Source organism: Herbaspirillum sp. Her2, assembly GCF_057961375.1.
The window spans coordinates 4,337,643-4,353,082 of the sequence record NZ_CM176331.1 but is presented as its reverse complement, the minus strand read 5'-3'; the positions used below and the strand labels follow the sequence as shown (position 1 = coordinate 4,353,082).

Below are 15,440 nucleotides of genomic sequence, written 5' to 3'. Positions count from 1 at the left end.
ACCGCCGTACCCCTGTGCCCACCTCATGGTGGGCATTTTTCCGAACTGCCATCAGCCTTATCGGTGTAACGAGCCGAGGGTATTGAAAAGGACAATTCATGCAAAACAGTTTGTTGAAGCCCCGCATCATCGAAGTGGAAACCCTGGCCCCCGGTCACGCAAAGGTCGTGATGGAGCCGTTCGAGCGTGGTTACGGTCACACCCTGGGCAACGCGCTGCGTCGCGTCTTGCTGTCGACCATGAGCGGTTATGCTCCCACCGAAGTCACCATCGCTGGCGTCGTGCACGAGTACTCCTCGCTGGACGGTGTGCAGGAAGACGTCGTCGACATTCTGCTGAACCTGAAGGGCGTGGTCTTCAAGCTGCACAACCGTGACGAAGTCACCCTGACCCTGAAGAAGGAAGGCGAAGGCGCCGTCCTGGCTTCCGATATCGATCTGCCGCACGACGTCGAACTGATCAACCCGGATCACGTCATCGCCAACCTGACCGGTGGCGGCAAGCTGGACATGCAGATCAAGGTCGAGAAAGGCCGTGGCTACGTGCCGGGCAACGTGCGTCGCCTGTCCGAAGACACCAACAAGACCATTGGCCGCATCATTCTGGATGCGTCGTTCTCGCCGGTTCGCCGCGTGTCTTACGCCGTCGAATCCGCTCGTGTGGAACAGCGTACCGATCTGGACAAGCTGGTCATGAACATCGAGACCAACGGCGTCATCACCCCGGAAGAAGCGATCCGCCAATCGGCCCGCGTGCTGGTTGATCAACTGAACGTGTTCGCTGCTCTGGAAGGCACCGAAGCGACTGCAGAAGCACCGTCGCGCGCACCGCAGGTCGATCCTATCCTGCTGCGTCCGGTCGACGACCTGGAACTGACCGTCCGTTCGGCAAACTGCCTGAAGGCCGAGAACATCTACTACATCGGCGACCTGATCCAGCGCAGCGAAAACGAACTGCTGAAGACCCCGAACCTGGGTCGCAAGTCGCTGAACGAAATCAAGGAAGTCCTGGCTTCGCGTGGCCTGACCCTGGGCATGAAGCTGGAAAACTGGCCGCCGGCTGGTCTGGAAAAGTAATTCACGTCAACTGGCGGGCTGCGGTGCGAGCCGCACCGCCATTCTGGCTTGAGGCCGTACCTGAAGTATTCGTCGTATCCGTAGCAAAGAACTTTTATCCGATATTTACCGGTCCGCGGTCAGGACAGCCCAGCTGGCCTGCCGATAGAAGAACTGGATCAAAACTGTAACCTGAAAGGAAATTACCATGCGTCACCGTCACGGTCTCCGCAAACTGAATCGTACTTCGTCCCACCGTCTGGCCATGCTGCGCAACATGACTGTCTCGCTGCTGCGTCATGAAGCCATCAAGACCACCCTGCCGAAGGCCAAGGAACTGCGCCGCGTCGTCGAGCCGATCCTGACCCTGGGCAAGACCGACACCCTGGCCAACAAGCGCCTGGCCTTCAACCGCCTGCGCGATCGCGAAATCGTCGGCAAGCTGTTCTCCGAACTGGGCCCGCGCTACGCTGCCCGTAACGGCGGCTACCTGCGCATCCTGAAGATGGGCTTCCGCCAAGGCGACAACGCACCGATGGCCTTCGTTGAGCTGGTCGATCGTCCGGAAGTCACCGACGCTGCTGACGCACCGACCGCTGAATAATTCACCGGACGTTGCTTCACAAAGAAAAAGCCAGGCTCTGCCTGGCTTTTTTGTTTTGCGCGGCTGCATTTTCTTTCATCCGGCTGATGTGCGCCGTCACGCCTGGCCTCCGGATGTGGTTGAATACGGACTCTGCAAGGAGTCCTTTCATGTCCGCATCGCTGTTGAACCAGCCTTTGCTGGTACTGGCCAACCTGCCCGACCAGGCCTTGGCTGAACGCTTGTCCAATACGCTCGTGGAACAAGGTCTGGCCGCCTGCGTCAACATTCTGTCGCCTGTGCAGTCGGTCTATCGCTGGCAGGGCAAGATCCAGCGCGATACCGAGATCCCTTTGTTGATCAAGACGACCCAGGCGCGCTATCAGGAACTGGAGCAGGCGATTGTCCAACTCCATCCCTACGACGTGCCCGAGATCATCGCCCTGCCCATCACGGCGGGTCTGCCCGCGTATCTGGCCTGGATGCAGGATGAGACCGTCCGTCCCTTGCGCGTATAAGCTCAGAGCACTCCTTTCGAACGAGGAACACCGTTGAACCGCATCAACCGGCGCACGCGCCTGACAAGATATCCCCTGCTGATCGTATTGGCGCTGCTGGCCCTGCTCGGCCTGCTGGTGGCCAAGGCTGCCAAGGCGGCTGAGGATTACCTGCCGCCTGAACAGGCCTTCCAGCTCACCGGCCGCATGGTCGACGCCCAGACGCTGGAGCTGAGCTATCGGATTGCAGATGGCTACTACATGTATCGCGACCGCTTCCACTTCAGCGCCGAAGGCGCGACGCTGGGCGAGCCGCAATTCCCGGCGGGTAAACGCAAGTATGACGAAAACTTCCAGAAGGAAGTTGAAACCTTCCATCAGTCGGTGACTGCCCGGATTCCGGTCAGCGGCGCAGTGAAGGATTTTGTCATTTCGGCAGTATCGCAAGGCTGTGCCGACAAGGGCTTGTGTTATCCACCGATGACCTTGAAGTTGGCGATGTCGGCCCAGGATATTGGCAAGAACGTCACTCCGGCGGGCGTCAATGCGGATGCGCCCAGCACGGGCGGCAGCGATATCGATGGTATTGCCGCCGTGCTCAAGGGCGGCAAGCTGTGGAGCATCCTCTCGCTGTTCTTCCTGCTGGGCATCGGGCTGTCCTTTACGCCCTGCGTGCTGCCGATGCTGCCCATCCTGTCCTCCATCATCGTCGGACAGCAGCCGAGCGCCGGCGGCGGACGCGGGCGCAGCTTCCTGCTGTCGGTCGATTATTCGCTGGGCATGGCCCTGGTCTACACGGCATTGGGCGTAGCCGCCGGCATGCTGGGAGAGGGCTTGTCTGCTTATCTGCAGAACCCTTGGGTGCTGGGCGCGTTTGCCTTGCTGATGGCCGGCCTCGCATTGTCGATGTTCGACCTCTACACTCTGCAAGTCCCCGCCTCGATGCAATCCAGATTATCCACAGCCTCCGGTGGAGGCAGTGGCAAATGGGTCGGTGTCTTCCTGATGGGCGCGATTTCGGCGCTGATCGTTGGTCCCTGCGTGGCAGCGCCCCTGGCCGGGGCCTTGCTGTACATCAGCCAGACCGGCAACGTGGTACTGGGCGGTAGCGCCCTGTTTTCCATGGCACTGGGCATGAGCGTGCCGCTGCTGCTGGTCGGCGCCTCGGCCGGTGCCCTGCTGCCGCGCGCCGGCGCCTGGATGGATGCGGTCAAGCGCTTCTTTGGCGTATTGATGCTGGGCACGGCCTTGTGGATGGTGTCGCCGGTGATCCCTGCGTGGCTGCAGGTGGCTGGCTGGGCGGCGCTGGGCATCGGCTATGGCGCTTTCCTGCTCTGGACGCGTCCGGCTGGATGGATATCCCGGGCACTGGGCCTGGTGGTGGTCACGCTGGGCTTGCTGCAACTGATCAGCGTGGCCACCGGCGGGCGCGATCCGCTGGCGCCGCTCTCGCATCTGCGCGGCCAGTCAGCCGCCGCGCAGCCCACCGACTTCGTGCGCATCCGCTCCAGCGCTGAGCTGGATGCGGCCCTGAAGGAAAACGCCGCTGGCGAGCGCCGCCCGGTCATGCTGGATTTCTATGCCGACTGGTGCGTTTCCTGCAAGGAAATGGAACGCTTCACCTTCTCCGATGCGCGTGTGAAGGAACGTTTCGGCCAGATGCTGCTGCTGCAGATCGACGTGACCGCCAACAATGCCGACGACCGCGCCATGTTGAAGCGCTTCAATCTCTTCGGTCCGCCCGGCATCATGTTTTTCGATGCCGATGGCCGGGAACTGGCACAGCGCCGCGTGATCGGTTATCAGGATGCCGACCGGTTCATCTCTACGCTGCAACATCTGTAGTTCCACATGTCGCAAGGTAATTTGAAAAGCACTTTATAGTCGTTGGCCTGAGGCTGGCCTCGCGTTATAGTCAGCCTTCTGTTTTCATTCTGTCCACCAAGGAGACCACCATGACGCTGCGCCTGGGCGATACCGCACCGGATTTCGAGCAAGAATCCTCGATCGGCAAGATCAAATTCCACGACTGGGCGGGTGACTCCTGGGTCGTGCTGTTCTCGCACCCGGCCGACTTCACGCCGGTCTGCACCACCGAGCTGGGCCTGACGGCCAAGCTCAAGCCCGAATTCGACAAGCGCAACGTCAAGGCCATCGCGCTGTCCGTGGATGGTGCCGAGGCCCACAACCAGTGGATCAAGGACATCGAGGAAACCCAGCAGACCGTGGTCGGCTTCCCGATCGTGGCCGACGTCGACAAGAAGGTCGCGGGCCTGTACGACATGATCCATCCGAACCAGTCCGAAACGGCGACCGTGCGTTCGCTCTTCGTGATTGACCCGAAGAAGAAGGTTCGCCTTATCATCACCTACCCGATGAGCACCGGCCGCAACTTCGACGAGGTGCTGCGCGTCATCGATGCGCTGCAACTGACCGACGGTTACACCGTGGCCACCCCGGGCAACTGGAAGGATGGCGACGACGTCATCATCCCGTTGTCTGTCAAGGATGAGGAAGTCATCAAGCAGAAGTATCCGAAGGGCTACAAGTCGCCGCGTCCGTACCTGCGCATTACGCCGCAGCCGAACAAGTAAGCCTGGTCCGCTGTACGGTCCGAAAGCGCTTCTGAAGGAGCGCTTTCGGATGAGGCCTGAAGAACCCCGTGTTTGCGAACACGGGGTTTTTTTATGCGCAGAGGAATCGCACGTAGCTGGCCGAAGGTGCAATAGCCAAGCGTTCTGGCGAAGACTTGATAGAACGATTTCTAGAAGGTTTTTCGAGGACCGTAGACCTTTTCACCGTTTCGGCTCCGCCTGCTGTCCTGAGCCTTATCGAGCGCAAATGATGTTGATAACGTATGCCGTTTCGCCAACTTGGAGACGGTATGGGATGCAGGTCCATTTGCTGTGCAGTCGGCACGACTGCAAACGCTGACGCGGGAGTCGGCGCTGGCAAAAACGATGGCGCTTGCCGCCAATGCTGAACGTCGAGCAAGCTGCGGCCCTCCCTGATTTGCTGGCGACGACCGCTGAAAAACTCACTGACCGCCATACGGATCAGTTGGCCTTCGGATGGCGTCGCCGGCCTGATCGCCTGGCCAACCCGGCATTGGACTTCGCCGATCTTGCCGCTTACGACGACCGCATGCAGGCGTCGTTGACGGCGCTGGTTCACCTGGGAGAGCCAGCACGGCAACACTTCCACAATCTCCTTGAGGAACCGGTGCGCAGCGCCGAGCTGTTTGCGGTGACTTGTTACGCGCTGGCCACGCAAGACGCCGAGCTCTTCAGCGCCGCCAGTGCACTGACCACGGCGATCGCTGACCTGATGCCGGCGAAGGTGGCTGCGTTGCAGTGGGCACCGGACTCTGCGCTGCGCATATCGGCCATCGATTCGCTGTCCGTGGTGCAGCAACTGAGACTGGTGGGTCTGGGCTACCGCCAATGGCCGGACCTGGATGAACGCGTATTGGCTTGCCTGCGAGCGCAGCAATCCGATGCAGAGAGCGTCAGCGCGGCATTCCAACTGATCCGCAATCTCGGCCGAACCGACTTGGCACACACGGGCCTGCGCCACCTCGACGACGATCATCCTGCAGTACGCCTGGCGGCGGCGCAGACCTTGCTGATGCTCGGATCACCCGGTCACCATGGTCCTGCCTGCGCCACCTTGCAACCCCTGGCAGTGAGCGAGCAGGACGCAACTGCAACCGCCGCGTTGCGCGCCCTCGCTTTGCATGCGCCGGCCTACACCGAACCGGTATTGGCCCGGCTTGCCGCGATGCCGCAGCATCGCCGGCGCTACCTGATGGCCCTCGGATGGATGGGGCGAGCGGACGCCGTTCCTGGTCTGATGGCGGCCCTGGAGGACCGCCACCATGGCCGCGCCGCCGCCGCCTCGCTGGCACTCATCACCGGCTCCGATCCCGGTCGCGACGGCTGGTCAGGTCCCAAGCCTGAGCGTCGCCAACGTCCCCCAGAGCCGGGCGATCAACTTTCCGCACACCCCGATGACCACGAATTGCCTTGGCCGGACCCACCCGCCTTCGCTGCCTGGTGGCGCAAGCACAGCGAACGATTTGCCGCAGACCAGCGCTATTTCGCCGGGCGACCGCTCACGCCCGCTTGGCTTGCGGCGGTCCTGCGCACTGGTCCGCTGCCTTGGCGCACCTTGGCTGCCGAGCACCGCCAGCGCTTGCTCCACGCGCCCTTGTTTGCCACGGACTTGCCCGCCGACGTGCAGCGTCAGCGGCTTCATGAACTCAATTGAAGAGAGGAATGAAATCGCATGGAACAGGAACTCGAACTGTTGTTATCCAAATCAGAAGCCGACGCTGCAACTTCGGTTGCACCCACGTGTGAACCTCCCGCTCCGATGGCCGAAGAGCTGGTTTTCGAAGCCAGGCGGCAAATCACCTTGCGATGCGGGAAGTCCAGCATCACGCTCTATCCCAACGGAAAAATCGCGCTGCGCGGCGAATACATCCTGAGCGACGCGGAAGGTCTCAACCGCATCGTCGGCGGTCAGGTGGAGCTGAACTGAGCCATGTGGGCGCTCGACAATCGCACCCCCTTCGCGGCCGACAGCGGCTGGATTCGTGACAGTGACGGTGCCGAAGTCTGGATCGTCGTGGTCAAGGCCACCTATGACATTCTGCCCGACGGCGACACGCGCATCGCCTCCGAGCAGGTCCCGGTGCACAGCGGCCCCGTGCCCCACGATGATTTGCGCAGTCTGCGCTACGACATCGACCTCGGCCCGCCCAAGCCCGCCACCGACGTCCTCCTCAATGGCCACGCCTATGCACAAGGCACGCAGCCCGTGGAAGAACTCCATGTGGGCTTTCGCGTGGGCAGCATGAAGCGCTTGGCCAAGGTATCGGGAGATCGTTACTGGCGGCGCGGCATGCTGTTCACTTCGGCGAGCAAGCCTGTTCCTTTCATGCGCATACCGCTGGTGTATGAGCGCGCTTTCGGCGGCGATGCGCCGGATGCCGAACATGGCAGCACAAATCCCCTGGGCCGTGGTGTCACGCCAGACGCCGATGGGCGGGTCTGGTTGCCCAATGTCGAGCTGCTCACTCATCCCATCCACAAGCCAGGCGACAGGCCTGCACCCATGAGCTTTGGCCCGCTCCCCTGTCACTGGCCAGAGCGGCAGCAGTATGCCGGCACCTGTGACGAAGCCTGGCTGGAGCAACGCTACCCCCTGCCGCCGAAGGATCTTGATCCACGCCACTGGCAGCTGGCACCGGCCGCGCAGCAGGTAGACGGTCATCTGCGAGGTGGCGAGGAGGTGGTGCTGGTGAACCTCACCCCGCCCGGCTTTGCGGCTGACGGCAGGTTGTCGTTCAAGCTGCCCAAGCTCACCCTGGCCTTCCAGACCTACTTCACCGACGGCCACTCAGTGACCAGTCGCTCCAGGATCCACACCGTGATCCTGGAGCCCGATCATCCACGCGTGAGCATCGTGCACCACATGGCCTTGTCTTGCCATGAGCACATCAACCGGTTGGACAAGACACGCATCCTGCAAAAACGGCGTCCCCTCGATCGTCCGTTCAGTCCTGTTCACGCAGATCTGGAGTGGCCTGCCGGTGACGATCAGCAAGGAGCGAATCAATGAGCAACGCGGTGTTTATCCTGGGGGCTTCCTGCGTCTTTCCCTCCGGCCCCAGCCTCCCGCTGGCCGATGCAGCGCTACGCAGCCAGCTCTCGCTGCTGCAATACCACCCGCAGTACCTGGACAGCGCGGGTGCTGCGCCGCGCATCAGTTGCTTCCCCGACCCGCCATCGTTCGATGCCGCCCGTTGGGGCTGGCTTGCTCGCCACGCCCTGGCCCAACTCACGCAAAGCCTGACGTCGCAATCGCCCACATTGCAAGCCGCGCCCCGCCTGCTCTGGCTGGTGCTTCCCGACGCGGCCCGGCCATACATGCCAAGCGGCCTGGTGGCGCAAGTCAGCGCCGCCGTCGAGCACGAACAATGGCCGTGGCAGCGTACGCACCTGGTCTGCGGCGGGCACGCCGCCGGCATGGCCGCACTGATCGACGCCAGGCTGGCATTGGACGCCCAGCCCGACGCCCTGGCCGTGGTGCTGGCCGTCGAAGCGGGCCTGGGTCGCGAAGCCATGTACTGGCTCGACATGCAAGGGCTGCTGCATGGTGCCAGCGTGCCGCACCACGGCCAGCTGCGCCGCAACGCCTACGGGCGCGTGCCGGGTGAGGGCGCCGCCGCGATCGCCCTCAGTACCTCGCCGCAGCACGCCTCGTCAAGCTGGGGGCGCTTGCTGGGCTGCGCGACCGCCATTGAACCTGTGACTCATGCGTCGTCCCAGCCCTGTACAGGCCAAGGACTCGCCCAGGCGGCACGACAGGCGATCGAACAGGCGCACCAGCATGGCCCGGCCCGGATCGGCCATCTGTTCGCTGATCTGAACGGCGAGCCCTATCGCGCCGACCAGTTCGGTTTCACCGCCTTGCGCCTGGGCCGCGTGCTCACCCCGGACTGGCAGCGCAGCGTACCGGCGCTCGCCAGCGGCGACCTGCACTGCGCCAGCGCCGTAGCCCATGTCGCGCTGGCCGCCTACGGCCAGCTGATGCGGCCACAGGCCAACCCGACTCTGGTGCTCGCCAGTTCGGACGACACCCTGCGCGGCGCTGCCGTGCTGGCCGCCAATCCACCCATTGAGAACCTTCCGGAGATTCGCGCATGGCGATCACCATCAACGTCAACGGCCTGAGCCTGTGCCATCGCGGCAGTGGCGGAGTCAGCCACAACACGCTGCCCAATGTGTGCAAGACGCCCGACAAGGGCATCCCGCTGCCCTATCAGAACGAGGCCTACTCGCGCGACCTTGCCAAGGGGACCTTCAGCGTGTTCGCCGACGGCGGCCACAGCATTGCCAAGGATGGCAGCCAATTTGCCAGGAGTGTGTTCGACGAAGCCGGGTCGATGGGGGGCGTGGTCTCCGGCACCCATTCGGCCGAGACCGACTGGATCAGCCACTCTTTCGACGTATTCTTCGAGGGCAAGCCCGCTTGCCGGCTCACCGACAAGCTGTTCATGAACCACCGCAACACCGTGAACATGGCCGGGCTGAAGCAGCGTGATCTGCCCAAGCCGGATCAGGATTTCTTCGACGAGATTTGCGAGCTGGCCTGCGAGTGTTGGAACACCCACAAAAAAGGCGGGCCGCAGCCGCTGCCAAAGGGGCATACGTTTCAGGAATGCATGCGCAAGAAAATCGATGACAAGTACTACGGCGGTCCGGCCAATGCCCGCAACGGTCGTTATCCCAAGCCTGATGCCCGCATGTGGCGCGAAGTGTCCTTCGATCGCGGCAACAACTGGGAAATGATCGGCAGCAAGTCCAACCCGGGCCTGCCCAGCTCGCAATACCCGTGGGCCGATTCACGCCGTCTGGACATCGCCCGTATCGGACCGGATGGCAAGGTAATCAAAATCTTCGATGTGAAGTTTGGCAAAGATACGCTCTCAGACGACGCGGCCGATGACTACCGCAGTATTGCCGAAAGGCATGCCGGTAGCAAAAAGAACTTTGAGAAGTTCGAAGTTAATGAACGCTGTAACTGCGACGACGAGAATCCCCCTCAGCATCCAGTACCGGTCACTGCGTCCGAGCCGAAGAAAAGCCTCATCGACAAGTTTGGCGATGTGATCCACTCGACCACCGGTGTGCAGTTGACAGGAGGGCTGTTGGTGCTCGCGCTGATCATTTCCGAAGCTACGCGGCTCTTCCCACCTCGCAATGCCATCCCCATCCCTTGACCCCATCCCGCACTATCAACCAGGAATAACTTCACATGGACATCAACCAAGCCATTACCGAACTTATAGAACGAGAAGGCGGTATCTGCATTTTCGACAAGATTGCTTTCCCTCTGCCCTACAACACCGATGCTGTCGCCTGCAAATTCGGCCTGGGGGCCGAGCTTTATATGGTGCCGACTGATCAGCCCCTGTTACGCCAACGTGCTCTGGAATTCTTGGTGGATTATTGGAAGACTTTTCCGGACAAGGTAAACCGCTTTTTGGCCCGAGACACGACCCGCGCAGTCAAGTTCTCTGGCGACCCTCGCGGCCGTATTCAAGCCGATATTGACCTTCCACCGCTAAATGGTTACGGCGCGGCGCTCATGGGCATGGTGGACATTGGCATGAAGATTGACAACGTTAATCCGTACCGAGCCGATGTACTGGTCCGCCGCGCAGAACAACGCGAGCTTTCCTGTGTAACCGCTCATTTTCAAATCTGTAACGGCCAGGGCACCCCAAACTTCGAGGTGCTGCTCGCCGCGACACTGCGCTGGTGCGCTATTTGCCAGCCGGTACATGGTAGTGCAGGGTGTGCCTTCGTATTCGAGAACGACCAAAAGAGTGAGTACACCCAACAACTGTTCAAACGCTTTCCGGGGTTTGATTTCCAGGATGGAGGATGGTTCGCCTTGGAGGCCCGAGACGTTCATAACCGCATCAAATGTGTGAACTGGCTGACCGTGCTGTGTGATGCGCTGGTTGAAGAATTGGGAGGACGCGAGAAGATGCGTGCAGCGCTGGAGCCAGTGTGCAAGTTGCACGACTACCCCGGTGGAGTGGTAATTCAGGCCGGAGCCTCTCCCCAGATCGGCGACACTTGGCGTGATGAGGTTCCAGAAGCCTACAGGTTGGTAGCCTGCTATACCAAAGCGATACGGTTCGAGGCATACCGCGAAGGTTTGTTCCGCGTCCCGCAGGGTCTGGACGACAATGAAGAAACCCTCGCATGGATTCGGCGCTTCGATTGACATGGATTGGGTGAGAGGGCTGAAGGGGTAATTGCTCGCCCTCATGCGGCACCATCAACCAGGAGAATGAGACCCCCATGGACATCAATCAAACCATAGCTAAACTTGTGCAGAGCGAAGGCGGTATCTGCGTTTTTGACAAGATTGCTTTCCCTTTGCCCTACAACACCGAAGCCGTCGCCTGCAAATTCGGTCTCGGTGCCGAGCTGTTCATGTCGCCGACTGATCAGCGCCTGCTACTCCATCGCGCACTTGAGTTCTTGGTGGATTACTGGAAGACCTTTCCAGACAAGGTCGACCGCTTCCTGGCCGACGAAACGACTCGCACTGTCAAGTTCTCTGGCGACCCTCGTGTCCGTATTCAAACCGATATGGACCGTCAGCCGCAATATGGTTACAGCGCGGCGCTGATGGGCATGGTCGACATTGGCATGAAGATTGACAATGTGAATCCGTACCGTTCTGACGTGCTGGTCCGCCGCGCAGAAGAGAACAATCTTTCCTTCGTAAACGCCCATTTTCAAATCTGCAATGATCAGGGCGAGCCAAACTTCGAGGTGCTGCTGGCTGCCACATTGCGCTGGTGCGCTATTTGCCAGCCGCTACATGGCAGTGCCGGGTTTGTCTTTATATTTGAGAACGACCAAGAGAGTGAGTACACCCAACAACTGTTCAAACGCTTTCCGGGGTTCGATTTCCAAGATACGGGGGCGTTCTCGTTTCAGGCCCGAGAGATTCACAACCGCATCAAATGTGTGAACTGGCTGACCGTGCTGTGTGATGCGCTGGTTGACGAATTGGGAGGAAGCGACAGGATGCGTGCGGTGCTGGAGCCGGTGTGCAAGGTGCACGACTACCCAGGCGGAGTGGTGATCCAGGCTGGAGCCTTTCCACAGATCGGTGACACCTGGCGTGATGAGGTTCCGGAAGCCTACAGGTTGGTGGCCCGCTATACCAAAGCGATCCGGTTCGAGACATATCGCAGCGGTCTGTTCCGTGTCCCGCAGGGTCTGGACAAGAAAGAAGAAACCCTCGCGTGGATTCGGCGATTCGATTGAGTCGGGTTAGGTGAGAGGGCTGAAGCGGTAATTGCTCGCCCTCATACCGCACCATCAACCAAGAGAATGAGACCCCCATGGACATCAATCAAACCATAGCTGAACTTGTGCAGCGCGAAGGCGGTATCTGCATTTTCGACAAGATTGCTTTCCCTCTGCCCTACAACACCGATGCCGTCGCCTGCAAATTCGGCCTGGGGGCCGATCTGTATATGTCTCCCACTGATCAGCCCGTGCTACGCCAGCGTGCTCTGGAATTCTTGGTGGATTATTGGAAGACTTTTCCGGACAAGGTAAACCGCTTTTTGGCCCGAGACACGAGACGGGCAGTCAAGTTCTCTGGCGACCCTCGCGGCCGTATTCAATCCGATATTGACCTTCCACCGCTAAATGGTTACGGCGCGGCACTCATGGGCATGGTGGACATTGGCGTGAAGATTGACCATGTTGATCCGTACCGCGCCGACGTATTGGTCTCCCGCGCAGAAGAACACGAGCTTTCCTGCGTAACCGCTCATTTCCAAATCTGTAATGGGCAGGGCGAGCCAAACTTCGAGGTGCTGCTGGCCGCCACATTGCGCTGGTGCGCTATTTGCCAGCCGGTACACGGTAGTGCAGGGTGTGCCTTCATATTCGAGAACGACCAAAATAGCGAGTACACCCAACAACTGTTCAAACGTTTTCCAGGGTTCGACTTCCAAGATGGGGTGCAGTTTTCCCTGCAGGCCCGACAGATTCACAACCGCATCAAATGCGTGAACTGGCTGACCGTGCTGTGTGATGCGCTGGTTGAAGAATTGGGTGGGCGCGACAAGATGCGTGCGGCGCTGGAGCCGGTGTGCCAGGTGCACGATTATCCCGGCGGTGTGGTGATCCAGGCCGGGGCCACGCCGCAAATCGGCGACACCTGGCGTGATGAGGTTCCGGAGGCCTACAGGTTGGTGGCCCGCTATACCAAAGCGATCCGGTTTGAGACATACCGCAGCGGTCTGTTCCGTGTCCCGCAGGGTCTGGACAAGAAAGAAGAAACCCTCGCATGGATTCGGCGATTCGATTGACTCGGCTGAGTCAGCCCGGCGCCGCCACCCCGCGCCCAAATCCATCCACGAACAACCGCGCCACCGGCGACAGGAGCGTACCGCGCCGCGTCACCAGCTGATAGGGTTCGCTGCGCGTATGCAGCTTCAGCGGCAGGATGCGCGTCATGCCGAAGCGCGTGCAGAACTGCGCCACATCCACCGACAGCAGCGCCACGAAGTGCGGATTCTTCTGTAGCAGCGACAAGGTGGTGAAGGCCGAGGTGGTTTCCATCAGGTGCAGCGGGAAGCGCAGGTCGGCATCATGGAATTCCCGCTCCAGCGTCAGCCGCATCGGCATGTTGGCCGAATAGACCACCCAGCGCGAATCGGCCAGGTCTGCCAGCTGCAGGCTGCTCGCCTCAGCCAGCGGATGCTGCACGCTGGCCACCACGGCCAGCTCTTCCTCGTGGATGTTGAAGGCGTCATACAGGTCCGGGCGCTGGCTGATGCTGGTGCGGCAGATCGCCAGGTCCAGCCGCCCCTGGTCCAGCAGGCGCAGCAGGCGGGCGCTGGTGTCTTCCACGATCTCCACGGAGAGGGTGGGATGCGCCTCCAGCAATTGCGTGAGCGCATCCGTCAAGAGCGGTACCGCGCCCATGATAGTGCCCACCGCCAGCCGTCCACCATGGCCTTGCATGATGGATAACATTTCTTCACGCAGGTGGGTCAGGTCGGTCTGGATCAGCCGCGCATAGCGGATCACGCAATGGCCCAGCTCGGTGGCCTCGAGCCCGCGATTGGTACGGGTGAACAATTGCGCACCGAGCGTGCTTTCGATTTCCTGCAAAGCCTTGCTCGCCCCCGGCTGGGTCAGCGCCACCTGCTCCGCCGCCTTGAGCAGGGAACCATGGTCGGAGAGTGCGATGAGCAGCCGCAACTGCCGCAGGTGCAGGCGCGAAGTGATGGAGGCCAGCGAGGGCAAGGTGGTGTGCATGGAAGTGATCCCCAAAGAAGCCGCTAGTATGAGCGTTGGTTATACCCATATCAACAGCTCTCATTAGCCAAGCGCCCCTTGATGGCTTAGAGTCTGGCTTTCCAAAGCGGGACCCCCATTGGGGAGCGCCGGCTTCTGCAGGGTTTCGGAGCAAGCCCGCCGATGACGGACCCGGTGGAGACATCTATAAATCAAGGCTATGTAATGGCACTCATCAACTACATTACCCAGGTCCAGTTCGACTACGGCGCGCTGGCGCTGCTGCAGCAGGAATGCGACCGCCTGGGCATCAAGAAGCCGCTGGTGGTGACCGACCCGGGCATCCGCAACGCCGGCTTGCTGGACAAGGTCCTGACCCAGTTGAAGGACGGTGCCGGCAGCGTGGTCTATGACCAGACCCCGCCCAACCCCAATGAGGGTGCGGTGCGCGCTGCCGTGGCATTGTTCCGCGAGCATGGCTGCGATGGCATCGTGGCTGTTGGCGGCGGTTCCTCCATCGATCTGGCCAAGGGCGTGGCCGTCTGCGGCACCCACGAAGGCCCGCTGAAATCCTTTGCGCTCATCGAAGGCGGCCTGGCCAACATCACGGCCAAGACCGCCCCGGTCATCGCCATCCCGACCACCGCCGGCACCGGCAGCGAAGTCGGCCGGGGCGCCATCCTGATCCTCGACGATGGACGCAAGGTCGGCATCATCTCGCCGCACCTGGTGCCCAAGCTGGCCCTCTGCGACCCCGAACTGACCCTGGGCCTGCCGCCGCTGATGACCGCTGCCACCGGCATGGATGCCATCGCCCACTGCCTGGAAACCTTCATGGCCCCGGCCTTCAACCCGCCTGCCGACGGCATCGCGCTGGACGGCCTGTGGCGCGCCTGGGCGCACATCGAACGCGCCACGCGTGAACCGGGTGACCGCGAAGCGCGGCTGAACATGATGAGCGCCTCCATGCAGGGCGCCATGGCCTTCCAGAAGGGGCTGGGTTGCGTGCACAGCCTGTCGCACTCGCTGGGTGGCATCAATCCCAAGCTGCACCATGGGACCCTGAACGCGATCTTCCTGCCGGCCATCATCGCCTTCAACGAAAGCGCGCCCAGCATGGTCAAGGACAACAAGATGGCGCGCATGGCCCACGCCATGGGCCTGGCCAGCGGTGCCGGGATCGGCCCGGCCATCCGCGACATGAGCCGCCGCCTTGGCTTGCCGGCCGGGCTGCGCGAGCTGGGCGTGAGCGAATCCCTGTTCCCGCAGATCATCAAGGGTGCCCTGGCCGACCACAGCCACAAGACCAATCCGCGCGAAGCCTCGGAACAGGATTACCTGAACATGCTGCAGCAATCCATGTGATGGCCGACAATGAACAGCGCGTGCAGGCCACCAAGGGCCTGCTGCGCATTTCCCCCTCAGCTGCTCCTGCCTCGCGCGGGCGCAG

Annotated in this window: 15 protein-coding genes; 14 read left to right on the top strand and 1 reads right to left on the bottom strand. The window is 61.3% G+C overall.

The features are described from left to right. Positions 1-98 precede the first annotated feature (98 nt). The 13 genes from ACWHXP_RS19740 to ACWHXP_RS19680 all read left to right on the top strand — a co-directional run bounded on the left by ACWHXP_RS19740 (position 99) and on the right by ACWHXP_RS19680 (position 13,056). A complete protein-coding gene (locus ACWHXP_RS19740) occupies positions 99-1,076 on the top strand; it encodes a DNA-directed RNA polymerase subunit alpha (RefSeq protein WP_006464909.1) in 978 nt (325 codons plus the stop codon). A 187-nt stretch (positions 1,077-1,263) separates the two neighbouring features. Next, positions 1,264-1,659, top strand: coding sequence for a 50S ribosomal protein L17 (gene rplQ, locus ACWHXP_RS19735; RefSeq protein WP_008334167.1), 396 nt, complete (start codon positions 1,264-1,266; stop codon positions 1,657-1,659). 149 nt (positions 1,660-1,808) lie between these two features. Beyond that, positions 1,809-2,156 (top strand): divalent-cation tolerance protein CutA, encoded by a 348-nt coding sequence (gene cutA / locus ACWHXP_RS19730; RefSeq protein ID WP_489624357.1) that lies wholly within the window; start codon positions 1,809-1,811, stop codon positions 2,154-2,156. A 33-nt stretch (positions 2,157-2,189) separates the two neighbouring features. Beyond that, a complete protein-coding gene (gene dsbD, locus ACWHXP_RS19725; protein WP_489624358.1) occupies positions 2,190-3,980 on the top strand; it encodes a protein-disulfide reductase DsbD in 1,791 nt (596 codons plus the stop codon). Positions 3,981-4,090: 110 nt separating this feature from the next. Then, positions 4,091-4,729, top strand: a complete 639-nt coding sequence (locus tag ACWHXP_RS19720; RefSeq protein WP_006464905.1) for a peroxiredoxin — start codon at positions 4,091-4,093, stop codon at positions 4,727-4,729. 382 nt (positions 4,730-5,111) lie between these two features. Then, positions 5,112-6,404, top strand: coding sequence for a hypothetical protein (locus ACWHXP_RS19715; RefSeq protein ID WP_489635229.1), 1,293 nt, complete (start codon positions 5,112-5,114; stop codon positions 6,402-6,404). Positions 6,405-6,422: 18 nt separating this feature from the next. Continuing rightward, on the top strand, positions 6,423-6,677 hold the full coding sequence (locus ACWHXP_RS19710) for a hypothetical protein (RefSeq protein WP_489635230.1): 255 nt from the start codon (positions 6,423-6,425) through the stop codon (positions 6,675-6,677). Positions 6,678-6,680: 3 nt separating this feature from the next. Then, positions 6,681-7,760, top strand: a complete 1,080-nt coding sequence (locus ACWHXP_RS19705; RefSeq protein ID WP_489635231.1) for a DUF2169 family type VI secretion system accessory protein — start codon at positions 6,681-6,683, stop codon at positions 7,758-7,760. 8 nt (positions 7,761-7,768) lie between these two features. Beyond that, positions 7,769-8,875, top strand: a complete 1,107-nt coding sequence (locus ACWHXP_RS19700) for a beta-ketoacyl synthase (RefSeq protein WP_489635232.1) — start codon at positions 7,769-7,771, stop codon at positions 8,873-8,875. Then, the gene (locus tag ACWHXP_RS19695; protein WP_489635233.1) at positions 8,845-9,924 is read left to right on the top strand and encodes a DUF4150 domain-containing protein; all 1,080 of its coding nucleotides are present in this window, start codon (positions 8,845-8,847) and stop codon (positions 9,922-9,924) included. Before ACWHXP_RS19700 ends, ACWHXP_RS19695 begins: the two co-directional genes overlap by 31 nt. A 35-nt stretch (positions 9,925-9,959) precedes the next feature. Then, a complete protein-coding gene (locus tag ACWHXP_RS19690) occupies positions 9,960-10,940 on the top strand; it encodes a type VI immunity family protein (RefSeq protein ID WP_489635234.1) in 981 nt (326 codons plus the stop codon). 77 nt (positions 10,941-11,017) lie between these two features. After that, positions 11,018-11,998 (top strand): type VI immunity family protein, encoded by a 981-nt coding sequence (locus tag ACWHXP_RS19685; protein ID WP_489635235.1) that lies wholly within the window; start codon positions 11,018-11,020, stop codon positions 11,996-11,998. Positions 11,999-12,075: 77 nt separating this feature from the next. Beyond that, entirely contained in the window at positions 12,076-13,056 is a 981-nt protein-coding gene (locus tag ACWHXP_RS19680) for a type VI immunity family protein (RefSeq protein ID WP_205703739.1), read from the top strand. A gap of 10 nt (positions 13,057-13,066) precedes the next feature. Here the strand turns inward: ACWHXP_RS19680 and ACWHXP_RS19675 are convergent, their stop codons facing one another. Next, a complete protein-coding gene (locus tag ACWHXP_RS19675; protein WP_134221055.1) occupies positions 13,067-14,011 on the bottom strand; it encodes a LysR family transcriptional regulator in 945 nt (314 codons plus the stop codon). Positions 14,012-14,215: 204 nt separating this feature from the next. On the opposite strand from ACWHXP_RS19675, the gene ACWHXP_RS19670 reads away from it, so the two are divergent. Continuing rightward, positions 14,216-15,355 carry an iron-containing alcohol dehydrogenase gene (locus ACWHXP_RS19670; RefSeq protein WP_489635236.1) on the top strand — a complete coding sequence of 380 codons (1,140 nt, stop codon included), beginning with the start codon at positions 14,216-14,218 and terminating at the stop codon, positions 15,353-15,355. Positions 15,356-15,440: the final 85 nt, after the last annotated feature.